General features: G+C 72.1%; 18 protein-coding genes and 1 riboswitch. Of the genes, 10 read left to right on the plus strand and 8 right to left on the minus strand.

The window, feature by feature from the left end:
• Nucleotides 1-3 precede the first annotated feature (3 nt).
• Nucleotides 4-210, minus strand: a riboswitch (cobalamin riboswitch).
• A gap of 47 nt (nucleotides 211-257) precedes the next feature.
• On the plus strand, nucleotides 258-791 hold the full coding sequence (locus ASE20_RS23355; RefSeq protein WP_200952928.1) for a dual specificity protein phosphatase family protein: 534 nt from the start codon (nucleotides 258-260) through the stop codon (nucleotides 789-791).
• Here ASE20_RS23355 and ASE20_RS23360 read toward each other — a convergent pair.
• Nucleotides 778-1,089: a 4a-hydroxytetrahydrobiopterin dehydratase gene (locus ASE20_RS23360; protein WP_056896990.1), complete on the minus strand. Its 312-nt coding sequence runs from the start codon at nucleotides 1,087-1,089 to the stop codon at nucleotides 778-780. The genes ASE20_RS23355 and ASE20_RS23360 overlap by 14 nt on opposite strands.
• 109 nt (nucleotides 1,090-1,198) lie before the next feature.
• A complete protein-coding gene (locus ASE20_RS23365; protein ID WP_318655577.1) occupies nucleotides 1,199-3,058 on the minus strand; it encodes an amino acid transporter in 1,860 nt (619 codons plus the stop codon).
• 158 nt (nucleotides 3,059-3,216) lie between these two features.
• Here ASE20_RS23365 and ASE20_RS23370 point away from each other — a divergent pair, with 158 nt between their 5' ends.
• The 8 genes from ASE20_RS23370 to ASE20_RS23405 are packed head-to-tail and all read left to right on the plus strand — an operon-like array spanning nucleotide 3,217 to nucleotide 11,676.
• Nucleotides 3,217-3,573 (plus strand): hypothetical protein, encoded by a 357-nt coding sequence (locus tag ASE20_RS23370; protein ID WP_056896991.1) that lies wholly within the window; start codon nucleotides 3,217-3,219, stop codon nucleotides 3,571-3,573.
• Nucleotides 3,570-3,659: a K(+)-transporting ATPase subunit F gene (kdpF, locus tag ASE20_RS23375; RefSeq protein ID WP_056896992.1), complete on the plus strand. Its 90-nt coding sequence runs from the start codon at nucleotides 3,570-3,572 to the stop codon at nucleotides 3,657-3,659. Before ASE20_RS23370 ends, kdpF begins: the two co-directional genes overlap by 4 nt.
• Nucleotides 3,660-3,661: 2 nt before the next feature.
• On the plus strand, nucleotides 3,662-5,320 hold the full coding sequence (gene kdpA / locus ASE20_RS23380; RefSeq protein WP_056896993.1) for a potassium-transporting ATPase subunit KdpA: 1,659 nt from the start codon (nucleotides 3,662-3,664) through the stop codon (nucleotides 5,318-5,320).
• 26 nt (nucleotides 5,321-5,346) lie between these two features.
• On the plus strand, nucleotides 5,347-7,347 hold the full coding sequence (gene kdpB / locus ASE20_RS23385; RefSeq protein ID WP_082612914.1) for a potassium-transporting ATPase subunit KdpB: 2,001 nt from the start codon (nucleotides 5,347-5,349) through the stop codon (nucleotides 7,345-7,347).
• Nucleotides 7,348-7,361: 14 nt separating this feature from the next.
• A complete protein-coding gene (kdpC, locus tag ASE20_RS23390) occupies nucleotides 7,362-7,964 on the plus strand; it encodes a potassium-transporting ATPase subunit KdpC (protein WP_056896995.1) in 603 nt (200 codons plus the stop codon).
• Nucleotides 7,965-7,968: 4 nt separating this feature from the next.
• Nucleotides 7,969-10,509 carry a DUF4118 domain-containing protein gene (locus ASE20_RS23395; protein WP_056896996.1) on the plus strand — a complete coding sequence of 847 codons (2,541 nt, stop codon included), beginning with the start codon at nucleotides 7,969-7,971 and terminating at the stop codon, nucleotides 10,507-10,509.
• Nucleotides 10,506-11,183 (plus strand): response regulator, encoded by a 678-nt coding sequence (locus ASE20_RS23400; RefSeq protein ID WP_056896997.1) that lies wholly within the window; start codon nucleotides 10,506-10,508, stop codon nucleotides 11,181-11,183. The genes ASE20_RS23395 and ASE20_RS23400 overlap by 4 nt, the downstream gene beginning before the upstream one ends.
• Before the next feature lie 22 nt (nucleotides 11,184-11,205).
• Entirely contained in the window at nucleotides 11,206-11,676 is a 471-nt protein-coding gene (locus tag ASE20_RS23405) for an acyl-CoA thioesterase (RefSeq protein WP_056896998.1), read from the plus strand.
• Here ASE20_RS23405 and ASE20_RS23410 read toward each other — a convergent pair.
• The 4 genes from ASE20_RS23410 to ASE20_RS23425 all read right to left on the minus strand — a co-directional run bounded on the left by ASE20_RS23410 (nucleotide 11,654) and on the right by ASE20_RS23425 (nucleotide 13,656).
• Nucleotides 11,654-12,382: a DUF4184 family protein gene (locus ASE20_RS23410; RefSeq protein ID WP_056896999.1), complete on the minus strand. Its 729-nt coding sequence runs from the start codon at nucleotides 12,380-12,382 to the stop codon at nucleotides 11,654-11,656. The two genes, ASE20_RS23405 and ASE20_RS23410, sit on opposite strands and share 23 nt — an antisense overlap.
• Nucleotides 12,383-12,472: 90 nt before the next feature.
• A complete protein-coding gene (locus tag ASE20_RS23415) occupies nucleotides 12,473-12,772 on the minus strand; it encodes a DUF1905 domain-containing protein (RefSeq protein ID WP_056897000.1) in 300 nt (99 codons plus the stop codon).
• Between the two features lies 1 nt (nucleotide 12,773).
• Nucleotides 12,774-13,118, minus strand: coding sequence for a hypothetical protein (locus ASE20_RS23420; protein WP_056897001.1), 345 nt, complete (start codon nucleotides 13,116-13,118; stop codon nucleotides 12,774-12,776).
• A 64-nt stretch (nucleotides 13,119-13,182) separates the two neighbouring features.
• A complete protein-coding gene (locus tag ASE20_RS23425) occupies nucleotides 13,183-13,656 on the minus strand; it encodes a MarR family winged helix-turn-helix transcriptional regulator (protein ID WP_056897002.1) in 474 nt (157 codons plus the stop codon).
• Between the two features lie 60 nt (nucleotides 13,657-13,716).
• Between ASE20_RS23425 and ASE20_RS23430 the strand changes: the two genes are divergently transcribed.
• Entirely contained in the window at nucleotides 13,717-14,091 is a 375-nt protein-coding gene (locus ASE20_RS23430) for a cupin domain-containing protein (RefSeq protein WP_056897003.1), read from the plus strand.
• 13 nt (nucleotides 14,092-14,104) lie between these two features.
• On the opposite strand, the gene ASE20_RS25365 is transcribed toward ASE20_RS23430, so the two are convergent.
• Both ASE20_RS25365 and ASE20_RS23440 read right to left on the minus strand, forming a co-directional pair.
• The gene (locus ASE20_RS25365; protein WP_225869139.1) at nucleotides 14,105-15,343 is read right to left on the minus strand and encodes an ankyrin repeat domain-containing protein; all 1,239 of its coding nucleotides are present in this window, start codon (nucleotides 15,341-15,343) and stop codon (nucleotides 14,105-14,107) included.
• On the minus strand, nucleotides 15,340-16,320 hold the full coding sequence (locus ASE20_RS23440) for an SMP-30/gluconolactonase/LRE family protein (protein ID WP_056897004.1): 981 nt from the start codon (nucleotides 16,318-16,320) through the stop codon (nucleotides 15,340-15,342). The genes ASE20_RS25365 and ASE20_RS23440 overlap by 4 nt, the downstream gene beginning before the upstream one ends.
• Nucleotides 16,321-16,340 lie beyond the last annotated feature (20 nt).

The following is a 16,340-nucleotide window of genomic DNA, read 5'->3' on the forward strand; positions in this document are numbered from 1 at the left end:
GACCCCAACGGGTCCACGGCCAGCAGGTCTTCGGACTCGGGATCCACCGGACGGAGCGCCTTCCCAGTGCGGTCGGCCGAGTGTCTACCGGCCCCACCAGTGGCGTTGTTGCCCCGCCCGTCACCCTCACCGCTGCGCGTCAGTCCCGGACTTCCACCGGGTTCCCTGACCCACGATCACGTGAGTACGACTGGCGAGGCGGACGCTAGCAGACCCTTCCCAGCGTCGGGTCCGCAGCGGGGTGCGACCATGCGGTCGTGCTGTGCCACCTCTGCTACGCCGACCCGGACGCGATGCCGGACTGCCCGGCGTGCCGCGGCACCGGACGCGCGACCCGGATCCCGCTGTGCGAGGACCCGTGGAACGAGGTGGTCCCCGGCCTGTTCCAGGGCGGCCACGACGTCCGCTCGCAGGCACGGACCTGCGTGGTGGGCGACGAGTTCGACCTCGTGATCAGCATGGTGACGCGCAGCGGCTACGGCCCCGCCGACGGCGTCGAGCACCACGTGCTGCGGATGGCCGACGCGGCCGTGGACGCCGGTGTCGCCGCCCGCGTGCAGTCGCTCGCCGAGCTGGCCGCGGGCGCGGTCCGGGACGGCCGGCGGGTGCTGGTCCGCTGCTCCGGTGGCCTCAACCGCTCGGGCCTGGTCGTGGCGAGCACGCTGGTCGCGCTCGGGCACGACGTACCCACCGCTCTCGAGCTGGTACGACGCGCGCGCGGCCCCTGGGCGCTGACGAACCCGATGTTCGTGCAGCACCTGCGCACGCTCGAGCCCGTCAGGCCGGACTGATCCCCAGATCCCGCGCGGCAGCGGTGATCCCGCGCGCCAGCGCGACGTCCGCGTCGGTGACCGTGCCGGTGTCGTGCGTGCCCAGCCAGACCACGACCTCGGGGTAGCGCAGGGTCAGGTCCGGGTGGTGGTCGGCCTCCTCGGCCAGCCGGCCGATCTCGTTGACCAGTCGCAGGCCGGTCACGAAGTCACCGGTCCGGAAGGTCGCCGTCGCCTGCGCGCCCTCGACCCGCCAGGCCGCCAGGCCCTCGGTCCCGGTGAACTGATCGGCCGTCACGGTCTCGTAGCTGCGTGCCATGGCTCCGACAGTACGCCCGGGGGTTCGTGGCTGTTTCCTGCGGTTGGTGACGGTTGCAACCGTCACCAACCGCAGGAATCCCCGCTCAGGCGGGGATTCCTGCAACCGCTCAGCCCGCGTGGACGTGCGGCCGCCGGCGCGGCTCGGACTCGGCCCGGCGGATGACCTCACGCGTGAGGGGGGCGACCTCGCCGGTTCCGAACAGCAGGAAGCGCGCCATCTGGGCGACCGGGCTGCCCTCGGTCCACTCGAAGTACATGTGCGGCCGGACGCCGGTGCGCTCGCGCAGGTCGAGCAGGAGCGCGGCGAGGGCGTTGGGGATGGTCGCCGCGTGCACAGTGAGGACGCGGTACTCCTTGTGCGCGACCGAGCCGGTCACCACCACACGGCTCTCGAAGTCGGAGTAGTCCTCGACGACCACCTCGACGAAGATCAGGTCGCCGCCGTTCTCGAGCTCGTGGGCCTCGACGATCTGGCGCACCTTCGCGCGGTAGGCACCGACGTCGCGGTGGTCGGGGTCGTGCGCGACCAGGCGGAGGGTACGGCGGGCGCAGTCCCGCACGAAGGCGTCGGCCTTGGCGTCGTACTCGATCTCGGTGGTGCGCAGCTCGAGCGAGCGCGTCGTGCGCGACAGCAGCGAGACGGCGACGATCGCGGCGATGAAGCAGGCACCGATCTTCACGCCGTCCGGGCGCTCGAGGACGTTGTCGACGGTCGTGTAGACGAAGACGACCGAGATCACCGTGAACGCGATCGTCCAGCCGCGCTCGCGGGCCTTGCGGGCCGCCAGCGCGACCGCGACGCTCGCCGAGGTCATCAGCACCAGCACGCCGGTGGCGTAGGCCCCGCCCTGCGCATCGACGTCGGCGTCGAAGATCCAGGTGATGACGAAGGCGGTCACCGTGAGCACGCAGACCAGCGGTCGTACGGCCCCCGCCCACTCCGGCGCCATGCCGTAGCGGGGCAGGTAGCGCGGGATCAGGTTCAGCATGCCGGCCATGGCCGAGGCGCCGGCGAACCACAGGATCAGGATGGTCGAGACGTCGTAGACGGTGCCGAAGCCGTCGCCGAGGAACTGGTGGGCGAGGTAGGCCAGGGCGCGGCCGTTGGCGCTGCCGCCGTCCTCGAACTCCGCCGCCGGGATGAGCAGGGTCGTCACCAGGCTCGAGGCGATCAGGTAGATGCTCATCATGATCGCGGCCGTGGTCAGCAGCCGCTTCGTGTTGCGGATCCGTACGGCGGGCCGGACCGGGTCGTCGTCCGGCGCGCCCTCGACGTGCGCCATCACCGCGACGCCGGTCTCGAAGCCCGACATGCCCAGTGCCAGCTTGGGGAACAGCGTCAGCGCGACCGCGATCATCAGCGCGATGTTGCCGTGCTCCGTCGTCAGCGCGCCGGTCCAGTCGGTCACCACGTGGCCGTTCTCGAACACGTGGGCCGCCGCGACCACGATCACGACCGCGTTGAGGACCAGGTAGACGGTGACCAGGCCGACGGCGAGACCGATCGCCTCGGTGAATCCCTTGAGGAAGACCGCACCCAGCAAGGCGATCAGGCCCAGCGTGATCCACAGCTCCTGGCCGTGGAGGACGTCGGGTACGTGCGGGTTCTCGACCACGTGAGCGCTCGCATCGGCCGCCGACAGGGTGATCGTGATGATGAAGTCGGTGAGCGCGAAGCCGAGCAGCGCGAGCACGAACAGCTTCCCGCGCCAGCCGGCGAGGAGCCGCTCCAGCATCGCGATCGAGCCCTGCCCGTGCGGGCTCTCCTGCGCCACGCGGCGGTAGACCGGCAGCGCGCCGAAGAGGGTGAGCAGGACCAGCACGATCGTCGCGATCGGGCTGAGCAGCCCGGCCGCGAGGAAGGCGATGCCCGGCTGGTAGCCGAGGGTGGAGAAGTAGTCGACACCGGTCAGGCACATCACCTGCCACCACGGACGAGTGTGCTCGTCCACCTGCTCACTGCTCACGCGAGGAGTGAATCCCCGGCCCGGACGTCCTTGCACGTCCCTAACACCTTCCTAACGCGGTGCGACCGGGATCACCCGGCGTTAGGCGTTGTCAGTGCGGCGTTAGCGGCCCGTTAGGGGCCCCGTCGGAGGCCTGCCCCCGGCGTTGACTTCGAGTCATGACATCCGCTCAGCTCTCGCGTCGTCCCGCGGAGCCCCGCCTGGTCGACGAGCCGTCGGTCCGCCTCGGGCTCGGTGGCTTCGCCCTCTTCGCCGCGGCCGGTCTGGTCGCCGCGATCGCGCCCCCTGCCGTCCCTGCCGCGACCGCCCTGGTCGTGCTCGCCGCAGCGTGGTCGCTCACCCTGCCGCGCGCCCAGGCCTGCCTCCTGGGCCTGGCCGGTTGGGCGTTCGCCGAGGGCTTCGCCCTGCACCAGTACGGCGAGCTGCAGCTGGCGCCGAGCGACCTCGCGCTGCTCGGCGCCGCAGTGCTTGCCTGCCTGGCGGCGTCGATGGTGACGGCGGTCGGCGAGCGATGAGCATCGAGAACGTCGTCGCGCTGATGATCAGTGCGCTCCTCCTCGGCTACCTCGTGGTGGCCCTGATCCTCCCCGAGCGGTTCTAGCCATGTCCGACACCCTGGCCGGCCTTCTCCAGGTCGGCGCTCTGATCGCTGCCCTCGGGCTCTGCTACGTCCCGCTCGGCACCTGGATGGCGCGAGTCTTCACCTCCGAGCGCGACCTCACCGTCGAGCGGGGGATCTACAAGGTGGTCGGCGTCGACCCCCGCGCCGACCAGGCCTGGCGCACCTACGCCCTGTCCCTGGTCGCCTTCTCCGTCGCAGGTCTCGTGCTGCTCTACGCCCTCCAGCGCCTCCAGTCCCACCTGCCGTGGTCGCTCGGGTTCCCCGACGTGGCGCCCGACCTCGCGTTCAACACCGCGGCCTCCTTCGTGACGAACACGAACTGGCAGGCCTACTCCGGCGAGGCCACGATGGGCCACCTCGTCCAGATGGCCGGACTGGCGGTCCAGAACTTCCTCTCCGCGGCCGTCGGCCTGTGCGTCGCCGTCGCGCTGATCCGCGGCTTCGTCCGCGCACGGACCGGACGGCTCGGCAACTTCTGGGTCGACCTGGTCCGCGGGGTCGTGCGGATCCTGCTGCCGCTGGCAGTCGTCGCGGCCGTGGCGCTGGTGCTGCTCGGCGTCGTCCAGAACCTCTCCGGCGGCGTGGACGCCACCACCCTCACCGGCGCGCACCAGACCCTGCCGGGCGGACCGGTGGCCTCGCAGGAGGCGATCAAGGAGCTGGGCACCAACGGCGGCGGCTTCTACAACGCCAACTCCGCGCACCCGTTCGAGAACCCGAACCCGCTCAGCAACGTCTTCGAGATCTTCCTGCTGCTGCTGGTGCCCGTGTGCCTGACCCGCACGTTCGGCGTGATGGTGGGCAGCGTCCGGCAGGGCTACGCGATCCTCGCGACGATGGCCGTGCTCTGGATCGTCCTGCTTGCCGCGGTGTGGGCGATCGAGGCGGCCCACCCCAGCCCGGCGTTCGACGTCGCGGGCGCCGCGATGGAGGGCAAGGAGACACGCTTCGGCATCCCGGGGTCGAGCCTGTTCGCCGTGTCGACGACCGGCACCAGCACCGGAGCGGTCAACTCGTTCCACTCCTCCTTCTCCCCCGTCGCCGGGGGCCTGCTGATCCTCAACATGGGCCTCGGCGAGATCGCGCCCGGCGGCGTCGGCACCGGCCTCTACGGCCTGCTCGTGCTGGCCATCCTCACCGTGTTCATCGCCGGCCTGATGGTCGGACGCACCCCCGAGCTGCTGGGCAAGAAGATCACCGCGCGCGAGATCAAGCTGGTCGCGCTCAACATCTTGACCATGCCCCTGGTCGTGCTGGGCTTCACGGCGCTCGCGCTGTCGCTGGACGGTCCCCGGGGATCCATCCTCAACCCCGGGCCGCACGGCTTGAGCGAGGTGCTCTACGCCTACATGTCGGGCGCCAACAACAACGGCTCCGCCTTCGCCGGACTCTCGGCGAACACGCCGTTCTACAACATCACCATCGGCCTGGCGATGCTGATCGGGCGCTTCGTCCCGATCGTGCTGACCCTGGCCCTGGCGGGTGCCCTCGCCCGTCAGACACCGGTGCCCCGCACCGAGGGGACACTGCCCACGCACGGTCCGCTGTTCGTCGGCATGCTCGCGACGGTCGCCGTGATCGTCGCCGGGCTGACCTTCTTCCCCGCGCTCGCCCTCGGCCCCCTGGCGGAGGGACTGTGAGCGCCACCATCCGACCGGAGACCACGATGCTCAGCTCGCTCCCCGACGCCCTGCGCAAGCTCGACCCCCGGGTCATGGTGCGCACGCCCGTCATGTTCGTCGTCGAGATCGGCGCGGTCCTGTGCACCGTCCTGGCCCTGCGCGACCCGTCGGTCTTCGGCTGGGCGATCACCGTCTGGCTGTGGCTGACCGTCCTGTTCGCCAACCTCGCCGAGGCCGTCGCCGAAGGGCGGGGCCGCGCCCAGGCCGCAACGCTGCGACGGGCCAAGACCGAGACCACGGCCCGCAGGCGTCGTACCGACGGGGCGCTGGAGGCCGTGCCCGCCACCAGCCTGCGGATCGGCGATCTCGTGGTCGTCGAGGCGGGCGAGGTGATCCCGGGCGACGGCGACGTGGTCGAGGGCGTCGCGAGCGTCGACGAGTCCGCGATCACGGGCGAGTCCGCGCCCGTCATCCGCGAGTCCGGCGGCGACCGGTGCTCGGTCACGGGCGGCACGAAGGTGCTCTCGGACGAGATCGTCGTCCGGATCACCACCAACCCCGGCGACAGCTTCATCGACCGGATGATCGCGCTGGTCGAGGGGGCCAGCCGGCAGAAGACGCCGAACGAGATCGCCCTCAACATCCTGCTCGCGAGCCTGACGATCATCTTCCTGGCGGCGACCGTCACCCTGAAGCCCCTGGCGATCTACTCCGGTGCCGACCAGTCGATCCTGGTGCTGGTCGCGCTGCTGGTCTGCCTGATCCCCACCACGATCGGGGCACTGCTGAGCGCCATCGGCATCGCGGGCATGGACCGGCTGGTGCAGCACAACGTGCTGGCGATGTCGGGCCGCGCGGTCGAGGCGGCCGGCGACGTGAACACGCTGCTCCTCGACAAGACCGGCACGATCACCCTCGGCAACCGCGAGGCGGCGGAGTTCCTGCCCGTCGATGGGACCGGCACCGCGCTCCTGGCCGACGCCGCCCAGCTGGCCTCGCTGGCCGACGAGACACCCGAGGGCCGGTCGGTCGTCGTCCTCGCGAAGCGGGCCCACGGCCTGCGGGAGCGCAGCGCCGGCGAGCTCCCGACCGCGACCTTCGTGCCCTTCACCGCGCAGACCCGGATGTCGGGGGTCGACCTCGCCGGGCGCGAGATCCGCAAGGGTGCGGCGGCCGCCGTCGTCGCGTGGGTTCGCCGCAACGGCGGGCAGCCGGGCGACGAGGTCGGAGTGGTGGTGGACGCGATCGCCTCCGCGGGCGGTACGCCGCTGGTCGTGGCCGAGCGCCGCGACGGGGGTGCGCCGCACGTCCTGGGCGTCATCCACCTCAAGGACGTCGTCAAGGAGGGCATGCGCGAGCGCTTCGAGGAGATGCGCCGGATGGGCATCCGCACCGTCATGATCACCGGCGACAACCCGCTCACCGCACGGGCGATCGCCGAGGAGGCCGGCGTCGACGACTTCCTCGCCGAGGCGACGCCCGAGGACAAGATGGCGCTGATCAAGCGCGAGCAGGAGGGCGGCCGCCTGGTCGCGATGACCGGTGACGGCACCAACGACGCTCCCGCGCTCGCCCAGGCCGACGTCGGCGTCGCCATGAACACTGGCACCTCCAGCGCGAAGGAGGCCGGCAACATGGTCGACCTCGACTCCAACCCGACGAAGCTCATCGAGATCGTGGAGATCGGCAAGCAGCTGCTGATCACCCGTGGGGCGCTGACGACCTTCTCCATCGCCAACGACGTCGCGAAGTACTTCGCGATCATCCCCGCCATGTTCGCCGGTGTGTACGGCGGCCTCGACACCCTCAACGTGATGCGGCTGTCATCGCCCGAGTCGGCCATCCTCTCGGCCGTCGTGTTCAACGCGCTCATCATCGTCGCGCTGATCCCGCTGGCCCTGCGCGGCGTCCGCTACACCCCGTCCAGTGCGTCCTCGATGCTGCGCCGCAACCTCACGGTCTACGGCCTCGGCGGCCTCGTCGCGCCCTTCGTCGGCATCAAGCTCATCGACCTGCTGGTGTCCACCATCCCCGGCATCGGCTGAACGGAAGGTCCTCCATGTCCACCTCCTCCCTCCTGCGCGGCGGCCTCACGCAGCTCGTCGCCGCAGCCCGCGTCCTCGCCGTGATGACGGTGCTGCTGGGCCTGGCCTACCCGCTGGCGCTCACCGGGTTCGCCCAGGCCGTCGTACCGGACCGGGCCGACGGCTCGCGGATCGAGCGGGACGGCGCCGTGGTCGGCTCGTCGCTGATCGGGCAGTCCTTCACCGGCGACGCGGCGTACTTCCAGTCGCGCCCGTCCGCTGCCGGTGACGGCTACGACCCGCTCGCCAGCTCGGCCTCGAACCTGTCGCCCGCGAACCCCGACCTGGTCGCCGCGGTCCGCCAGCGGATCGCCGACGTGGCGGCCTTCGACGGCGTCGAACCCGCCGACGTCGCCCCCGACGCCGTGCTCGCGAGCGGCTCCGGGCTCGACCCCCACATCTCGCCGGAGTACGCCGACCAGCAGGTCGCCCGCGTGGCCCGCACCCGTGGTCTGTCGCAGGCGCAGGTCCGCGAGCTCGTCGCCGACCACACGGCCGGCCGCACCCTGGGATTCCTGGGCGAGCCGCGCGTCAACGTGCTCGAGCTCAACCTCGCGCTCGACGGGCTGGAAGACTGATCACATGAAGCGTGGTCGGTTGCGCGTCTACCTCGGCGCCGCGCCCGGCGTCGGGAAGACCTACGCCATGCTCGGTGAGGCCCGGCGGCGCGCCGAGCGCGGTACCGACGTGGTCGTCGGCTACGTCGAGACCCACGGCCGCGCGCACACCGCGGAGATGCTGGCCGGCCTCGAGGTGGTGCCGCGACGGACCACGTCGTACCGGGGCACCGAGCTCGAGGAGATGGACCTCGACGCGGTGCTGCGGCGCCGGCCGAAGGTCGTCCTCGTCGACGAGCTGGCGCACACCAATGCGCCGGGCAGCCGCAACGCGAAGCGCTGGCAGGACGTCCAGGAGCTGCTCGACGCCGGGATCGACGTCATCTCCACCGTCAACGTGCAGCACCTCGAGTCGGTCAACGACGTCGTCGAGAAGATCACCGGCGTCCCGCAGCGGGAGACCGTCCCGGACTCGGTGGTGCGTGCGGCCGACCAGGTCGAGCTGATCGACATGGCGGCCGAGGCGCTGCGCCGACGTCTCGCTCACGGCAACGTGTACGCGCCCGACAAGATCGACGCTGCGCTCTCCAACTACTTCCGCGAGGGCAACCTCACCGCCCTGCGCGAGCTCGCCCTGCTCTGGGTCGCCGACAAGGTCGACGACGCCCTGCAGGGCTACCGCCGCCGCCACGACATCACCGGCACCTGGGAGGCGCGTGAACGGGTCGTCGTGTCGTTGAGCGGGGGGCCCGAGGGCGAGCAGCTGATCCGCCGGGCCGCCCGGATCGCGGCACGGTCCGGCGCCGGGGACCTGCTCGCCCTGCACGTCAGCCGGTCCGACGGGCTCACCGGCGCCGACCCGACGCACCTCACCCACCAGCACCAGCTCGTCGAGTCGCTCGGGGGGACCTACCACCAGCTGCTCGGCGACGACGTGCCCGAGACCCTGCTCGCCTTCGCCCGCGCGGAGAACGCCACGCAGCTCGTGCTCGGCGACAGCCGTCGCAGCCGATGGGCCGCCTACGTGTCGCCGCCCGGCATCGGTGCGCGGACGATCCGCGCAGCAGGCGACATCGACGTGCACATCGTGTCCCACAGCCACGCGGGCCAGGGTCGCCGACTTCCCGTGGGCCGCGGCTCCCTGAGCCTGCGTCGGCGCGTGCGCGGATACGTCCTCGCCGTGGTGCTGCCGCTGCTGGTGACGCTCGCCCTGCTCCCGGTCGACCACGTGCTCAACCTCGTCAGCGACGTGCTGCTCTTCCTGCTGCTGGTGGTCGCGGTGGCCCTGGTCGGCGGTGTGGGACCGGCGATCATCGCGGCACTGCTGGGCTCCTTCCTGCTCAACTACTTCTTCACCGCACCCGTGCACACCCTGACCATCGCGAGCACCAACAACGCGCTGGCGCTTGCCGTCTACCTGCTGGTGGCGGTGATGGTCAGCTCGGTGGTCGACCTCGCCGCCCGTCGTACCCGCCAGGCGGCCCGCGCCGTCGCCGAGTCGCACGTGCTCGCCAGTCTCGCCGCCACCCCGCTGACCGGCAGCCGCGATCTCGCGGGGCTCCTCGAGCGCTTCCGGGAGAGCCTGTCGCTCACCTCGGTCGCCTTCCTGGAGAAGGACGACCGGACCTGGCGGCTGATCGGCTCCGCCGGGCCCGACCCGGCGCTCACGCCGGAGGCGGCCGACACCGTCGTACCCGCGGACCCGGACACGACCCTCGCCCTCCGCGGCCACGGGCTCGCGCCCGAGGACGCCCGCGTCGCTGCGGCCTTCGCGGCGCGCACCAGCCAGGCCGTCCACCAGATCCGGCTCGCGGAGGAGGCCGCCCAGGCCGCACCGCTGGCCGAGGCCAACAAGGTCCGTACGGCGCTTCTAGCGGCGGTCGGCCACGACCTGCGCACGCCGCTCGCCGCCGCGAAGGCGGTCGTGTCGGGACTGCGCGCCGAGGACGTCGCGCTGGCCGAGGAGGACCGCCGCGAGCTGCTGCGGACCGCCGACGAGGCCCTCGACAACCTCGCCGGGCTGGTCGACAGCCTGCTCGACCTCAGCCGGCTGCAGGCCGGGGTGCTCCCCGTCCACCTCGCCCCGGTGCTGGTGGAGGACGTCGTCGCGGGAGCGCTCGACGACGTCAGCGTGGCCACCGCCGGCGTACGGATCGAGGTCGTCGAGGGGCTCCCGCCGACGCTGGCCGACGCGGCCCTGCTCGAACGGGTGGTGGTCAACCTGCTGACCAACGCCCAGCGGTACTCACCCTTCGGCGCGATGCCGCTGGTCACCGCGAGCGCCGTCCTCGACCGGGTCGAGATCCGCGTCGTCGACAGCGGGCCCGGCATCCCGTCGACCGACTACGAGCGGGTCTTCCTGCCCTTCCAGCGACTCGGCGACCACGACAACAGCACCGGTGTCGGCCTGGGCCTCGCCCTGGCGCGCGGCCTCGTCGAGGCCATGGGCGGCACACTGGAGCCCGAGGAGACGCCCGGCGGCGGCCTGACCATGGTCATCTCGCTGCCGGTCGCCGACGGTGAGCCCGCCGGACCGGACCTGGGCATCAGGGAGCGCGTGGGATGACCCGGATCATGGTGGTGGACGACGAGCCGCAGATCGTGCGCGCGCTCTCGATCAACCTGCGGGCCCGCGGCTACGAGGTCACCACGGCCGGCGACGGGACGGAGGCGCTCGCCGTCGCGGAGCTCGCGCCACCCGACGTGGTGGTGCTCGACCTCGGCCTCCCGGACCTCGACGGCGTCGACGTGATCACCCGGCTGCGGGCGCAGTCCGCCGTACCCATCCTCGTGCTGTCGGGCCGCAGCGACAGCGCCGACAAGGTCGACGCCCTCGACGCCGGCGCCGACGACTACGTCACCAAGCCGTTCGGCATGGAGGAGCTGCTCGCCCGGCTGCGCGTGATGCTGCGCCGCAACGCCCCCGCCGATGCCGACCTCCCCGTCGTCAGCTTCGGCGGCGTCGTCGTCGACCTCGCCGCCACCCGCGTCACCGTGTCCGGCGAGGAGGTGCGGCTGACGCCCACGGAGTGGCACCTGCTCGAGGTGTTCCTCCGCAACCCCGGCCGGCTGATCAGCCAGCGCCAGCTGTTGAGCGAGGTCTGGGGCCCCGGGTACGAGAACGCCCACGGCAACCTGCGCCTCTACATGGCCCAGTTGCGGCGCAAGCTCGAGCCCGAGCCCTCACGGCCCGTGCACTTCCGCAACGAGCCGGGGATGGGCTACCGGTTCGAGCTCTGACGCCGGCTGGGACGATGGGGCCGTGGGAGCGACCTTCGAGTGCGAGATCCAGGCCCGGCTGCGCGACGTCAACCTCGGCGGGCACGTCGACAACGTCGAGGCGCTGCGGGTGCTCGACGAGGCGCGGCTGCTGTTCTTCCGGTTCGCGCCGCTGGCCGGCGACGACCGACCGGGCCTGTTCCGCGACGTGCCGGCGGGGATCGTCGAGCTGGTCGGCTCGCAGCGGATCGACTACCACGCCGAGATGCGCTTCGTGCCCTTCCAGCCGTTCCTGGTGCGGATGTGGGTCGGTCACGTCGGCCGCTCGTCGCTGTCGGTGAGCTACGAGCTCCGCGTCGCGCCGGACCAGCCGCCCGCGATCGTCGCCGAGAGCTCCGTCGTGTTCTGGGACCCGTCCGCCGGTACGTCGTGGACGATCACCGACGAGGTGCGGACCACGCTGACGGCGTACTCCGCCGAGCCGGTCGAGCTCAGGGAGCGACCCGGTCGCTGACCGCCACCCAGGCCAGGGTCACCGCCGCCAGGGCGAGGCCCAGGGACACGATGCCGACGACGGCGGCGTAGAAGGCGTCGCTCTGGAAGTCGGTGCCGAGGCGGGCCGCGAAGGTCAGCACCGACAGCCCGCACGCCCCCGCCACGGCGACCGGGAGGGTGGCGGCCGGGAGGCGCCGCGGGCGGCCGGCGTCCGGCAGCACCGGGCGTCGTACGACGGCCAGGATCGCCAGCCCGACGATGGTCAGGCCGACGACGCCACTGACGTCCTGCGCCCACTGCTGGCCGCGCATCGAACCGTGCACCTCCTGCAGCCACGGCACCATCCGCACGCCCCAGCGACCGGCGTGGGTGAACGCGTCCCACACCACGTGGGTGATCGAGCCGACGACCGCCGCCAGCGGCGCGAGCAGCCAGCTGCGCCGGCTCAACCGGGCGTGGCGCGGGAGGCGGTCGCGGGCCAGCGCCGGAGAGGTGTCGACCAGGGCGTCGCGTCCCCACCGATCCCAGAGCACGAGCAGGAGCAGGGTGAGAGCGAGGTCCACGGTGACGACTCCTGCGGCGCTGTGCGTGAAGTCGTAGAAGCCCCAGGACCGTGAGAACACCGGCAGGTCCGGCGCCATCGACCCGATCACCAGCGCCGAGAGTGGCAGGCCGAGCGCGCGCAGGGGCAGCACCGCGGCGGGGTGGGCGAGGGTGACGGGCACGCGGCGAGCCTAGGTTGGACGACGAAACTCACGCTGGGACGAGGAAACTTCGTCGTCCAAGCGTGAGTTTCACCGGCCGGCCGGTGAAACTCATTTCCGCGCCGCGAGCCTCAGCTCCACGGCCAGCTCCTGCCCGGCCTCGACCGGGTCGAGCCCGGCAGCGCGTCGTACCGCCGCCTTGAGGGGGACCAGGTAGCGCCCGTCCTTCGGGAACAGCGCGGTCGTGAACTCGGTGGCGCCGATGCGCACCTCGACCGCGACCTGGCCCCAGTACTCCAGCCCGCGCGCGGCCTCCTTGATGTCCTCGCTGTCCTCGAGGGGCACGGCGAGGAACCAGTACGGCGCCGGGCCGCGCCACTCGACGACGGGACCGGTGAAGGCGAAGTCCACGTCAGTAGCCGCTCTCATCTCCGAGACCGCTCCCCGGGCCGGGGACCTCGTCCTCCTCGCCGAACCCCTCGAGAAGGTCGTGGCAGAACTCGTCGTACTCCTCGATCGCGTTTCCGTCGGCGTCGACCGGGCACGCCAGCGGTCCGTGCTCCTGACCAGGGGGTTGCGCGTCCTCGGCGGAGCTTCCCACACCGATCGCGACACCGGCGGAGAGGATGAAGCCGACCACGCACACGGCGACGCCGACACCCGAGCGCGTGCCGCCGGCGCGGATCGGCGCGGCGGCCGGTGCGAACTCGGCGGCCGTGGCCCGCTTCTCCTCGGGCGACTCGTACTGCTCCCACATGGTGCTCAGCCTGCCCCGCGGCGGGCACGAGCCAAACAGGCGGCGACGGACCGGCAGAGCCGTCTCAGAGGTAGAGCGCGCGCAGCTCGCGGTCCAGGCCGTCGGGAGCAGCACCGGCGATCGACTCGAGCACCGCTCGGAAGGCGTCGATCTGCGCCCGCCCGTGCCGTCGCGCGAGCCCCGTCTCGAACGAGCGGTGGAACGCCCGGGCCGCGTCGATCGCCCCACGGCCACGTTCGGTCAGCTCGACCCGGCGGGCCCGGGCGTCGGCGGCATCGGGCCGGCGCACGACGTACCCGCGCTGCTCCATGTCATCGACGATCTGCGCGGCACCCTGGGGACTCATCTCCAGCAGCGGCGCGAGCTCGCTGACCTTGCGGGGGTGCTGGACGAGCAGCCTCATGACCACTCCGTCGGAGCGCCCGAGGTCGTCGTACCCCTTTTCGGCCATCGAAGCGTGGAGCTGGCGGACGAAGCCCTGGTAGGCGAGCAGCATCAGGATGCCGAGGTCGGAGACCGCTTGCGACGAAGCCTTCACCGGTGCATGATAGCCAATCGCACTTGCACAAGTGCACTTGTCTATCTTCAAGGAGCCCCCATGAACGTCGTCCGTGCTGCCCAGGCCCCGACCTTCGACCTGCCCGGCCTCCGGTTCACCTCCCTCGCCTCGCCGTCGACCAGCGCCTCCGAGACCTGTCTGTGGCGGCTCGACGTCGAGGTCGGCGTGGACTCCCCCGACGCGCACCGCCTCGACCGGGACGAGGTTTTCGTCGTCCTCGAGGGGCGGGTGCGGCTGCACCCCGACGCTGCCGAGCTCACGGCTGGCGATGCCGCCGTCGTGCCCGCAGGGGATCCGATCCAGCTCGCCAACACCGGCGAGGGACCGGCCCGGCTGCACGTGGCGATCCGGGCCGGGTTCGTCGCGACGATGGCCGACGGTACGGCGGTGGGCACGCCGCCCTGGGCCGCGTGAGCCTTCGGCGCGGTCAGCGCAGCAGGGCCGCGATCTCGTCGTACCCGCTCCGCTCGGCGTGCTCCAGCGGCGTCACCCCGTCGCGGTCGGCGATGCCCGGGTCCGCGCCGGCGGCGAGCAGCAGGCGCACGATCTCGACGTAGGCGTCGCTGCCGTCGCCGAGGATGATCGCCTCCAGCATCGCGGTCCAGCCGAGGTCGTTGACGTGGTCGATGTCCACGCCGGTACGCACGACGCGGCGGACGTAGTCGACGTGGCCGCGCTCGCCGGCGGGGATCGGGGAGAGGCCGCCGTACCGGTTCCTGATGGTCAGGTCGGGGTGCGCCGGCAGCAGGGCCTCGAGCATCGCCACGCTGCCGGTGACGCCGGTGACGAGCCACGGCGTGTCGTGACGGTCGTCCAGGGCGTCGGGATCGGCGCCCATCGCGACGAGCAGCTCGGCCACGGCGACGCGGTCGAAGGTGCTGGCCAGCAGGAGGGCGGTACGACGATGGCCGTCGCGCGCCTCGATGTCCGCACCGGCCCGGAGGGCGACCGCGACGGCGTCGGCGTCGCCGCGCTCGGCGGCCCGCAGCAGGGCGGTGTCCGGGTCGGCGGGCGGATTGTCAGCGCTCACCTTCCTCACGATCCTCTCCAGTCCGTCGTACCCGCGCTCGCGGGCCATCTGCAGCGGGGTGAGCCCGGCCGACGGCGAGGTGCGGTCCAGCTCGACGCCGCCGGCGGCGAGCGCTCGCACGGTGGTGGCGTAGGCCGCCGTGTCCTTCCCCAGCCAGATGGCCTCGTGGATCGCCTGGTAGCCGATCCGGTTGACGTGGTCACGGTCGATGCCCGCCCGCAGCAGCTCGCCGACGACCAGGCCGTGCCCGCGCTCGGCGGCGCGGATCAGGCCGGTGCCGTTCCAGCTGTCCTTGTCGTCGATCTTCGCACCGTTGCGGAGGGTCAGCCGGAGCAGCTCCAGGTGGCCCTCGCTGGTGGCGATCAAGTACGCCGACTGCCGGGTGCCGTCCTGCGCGTTGACGTCCGCGCCCTGCCGCACCAGCCGCCGGGCGAGCGGTACGTCGTTCGCCCAGGCTGCGTCGCGCAGGCGCTGGTCGAGCTCCGCCTGGGAGGGCTGCTCGCGGGCGTGTCGTGACGGCTCCTGCCCAACCTGCTCGGCGGGCGGAGGCTCACCGACGTCCGGCGTGGCGCCGCCCCCGCACGCGCTGACCAGCAGCACGAGCGGAAGGGCGGCAACCGTGAGCCGGTACTTCACCGGGTCGGGTCCGTGACGATCTCGTAGGGGCCCGACGCGACGGCCTCGTCGAACTTGCTGTCGACGTAGAGCACCCGGCCGTGCAGGTTCTTGGCGGTGGTCAGCACGCGGTCGGCGGCGCTGGCCTCCTGGCCCAGGGTCACCAGGCGGCTGCCGTCGGCGGAGACGCGCAGGGTGGCGACCATCCTGGAGAAGTTGCGGACCACGGTGAGGCGGTTGCCCCGGCGGACCAGGCCGTCGGCGTTGACGAGGTCGGTGTCGGTCGCGATCTCGCCGACCTCGCCGGTGCGGGCGTCGAAGCGCCACATCCGGCCCACGTTGCCCTGGGCGACGACGAACGCGCTGCGGTCGGCGGAGAGCACGATGCCGCCGAGGTTGAAGCCGATGGAGCGGGTGATCGTGCCGGTGGCGTCGGCGAACAGCGTCGCCTCCCAGCCGTTCGCGCCCTGCGCGACACGGAAGAGCTGCGGGTCGTTGGAGTTGGTGAAGTACGCCGCACCGTCGCGGCCGATGGCCACGTCGTTGAGGAAGGCGTCGGCGGTGCCCGGAACGCGCAGCGCGGCGAGGAGCTCGCCCTCCTTGCTGTAGACCCACAGGTCCGGGCGGCCGGTGCCGATGCCGTTCGGGCCGCCGGCGACGTAGACGTTGCCCTCGGCGTCGACCGTGATGCCGCGGGCGGTGAAGCGGCCGTCGGTGCCGTCCCCCTTCAGCCACTCCTCGGTCTGCTCGGTGCGCACCGATCCGCGGTGAATCTCCCCGCCGGTCACCTCGCTGACGTAGAACAGGCCGCGGACCTCGTCGGCGCCGATGCCCTCGAACTTGGAGCCGACCGGGCTGGCGGCGTCGCCCTGGAGGACGTAGGTGTCGGGGCGGCCGCCGGCGTCGGCCGCAGCGGTCGTGGCGTTCGCGCCAGCCAGGCCGAGCGTGGCGGCGGTCGCGAGGAGCAGGGAGCTGGAGATCAGGTGGGTGCGCTTCATGTCCTCAAGCCTGCGACCCG

This window comes from Nocardioides sp. Root240 (assembly GCF_001428825.1).
Taxonomy (GTDB): Bacteria; Actinomycetota; Actinomycetes; order Propionibacteriales; family Nocardioidaceae; genus Nocardioides.

Excerpts from the sequence above, each read along its gene's own strand:
- ASE20_RS23360 (WP_056896990.1), bottom strand. The coding sequence starts at position 1,089 with ATGGCACGCAGCTACGAGACCGTGACGGCCGATCAGTTCACCGGGACC.
- ASE20_RS23370 (WP_056896991.1), top strand. The coding sequence starts at position 3,217 with ATGACATCCGCTCAGCTCTCGCGTCGTCCCGCGGAGCCCCGCCTGGTC.
- kdpF (WP_056896992.1), top strand. The coding sequence starts at position 3,570 with ATGAGCATCGAGAACGTCGTCGCGCTGATGATCAGTGCGCTCCTCCTC.
- kdpA (WP_056896993.1), top strand. The coding sequence starts at position 3,662 with ATGTCCGACACCCTGGCCGGCCTTCTCCAGGTCGGCGCTCTGATCGCT.
- kdpB (WP_082612914.1), top strand. The coding sequence starts at position 5,347 with ATGCTCAGCTCGCTCCCCGACGCCCTGCGCAAGCTCGACCCCCGGGTC.
- kdpC (WP_056896995.1), top strand. The coding sequence starts at position 7,362 with ATGTCCACCTCCTCCCTCCTGCGCGGCGGCCTCACGCAGCTCGTCGCC.
- ASE20_RS23395 (WP_056896996.1), top strand. The coding sequence starts at position 7,969 with ATGAAGCGTGGTCGGTTGCGCGTCTACCTCGGCGCCGCGCCCGGCGTC.
- ASE20_RS23400 (WP_056896997.1), top strand. The coding sequence starts at position 10,506 with ATGACCCGGATCATGGTGGTGGACGACGAGCCGCAGATCGTGCGCGCG.
- ASE20_RS23420 (WP_056897001.1), bottom strand. The coding sequence starts at position 13,118 with ATGTGGGAGCAGTACGAGTCGCCCGAGGAGAAGCGGGCCACGGCCGCC.
- ASE20_RS23430 (WP_056897003.1), top strand. The coding sequence starts at position 13,717 with ATGAACGTCGTCCGTGCTGCCCAGGCCCCGACCTTCGACCTGCCCGGC.
- ASE20_RS23440 (WP_056897004.1), bottom strand. The coding sequence starts at position 16,320 with ATGAAGCGCACCCACCTGATCTCCAGCTCCCTGCTCCTCGCGACCGCC.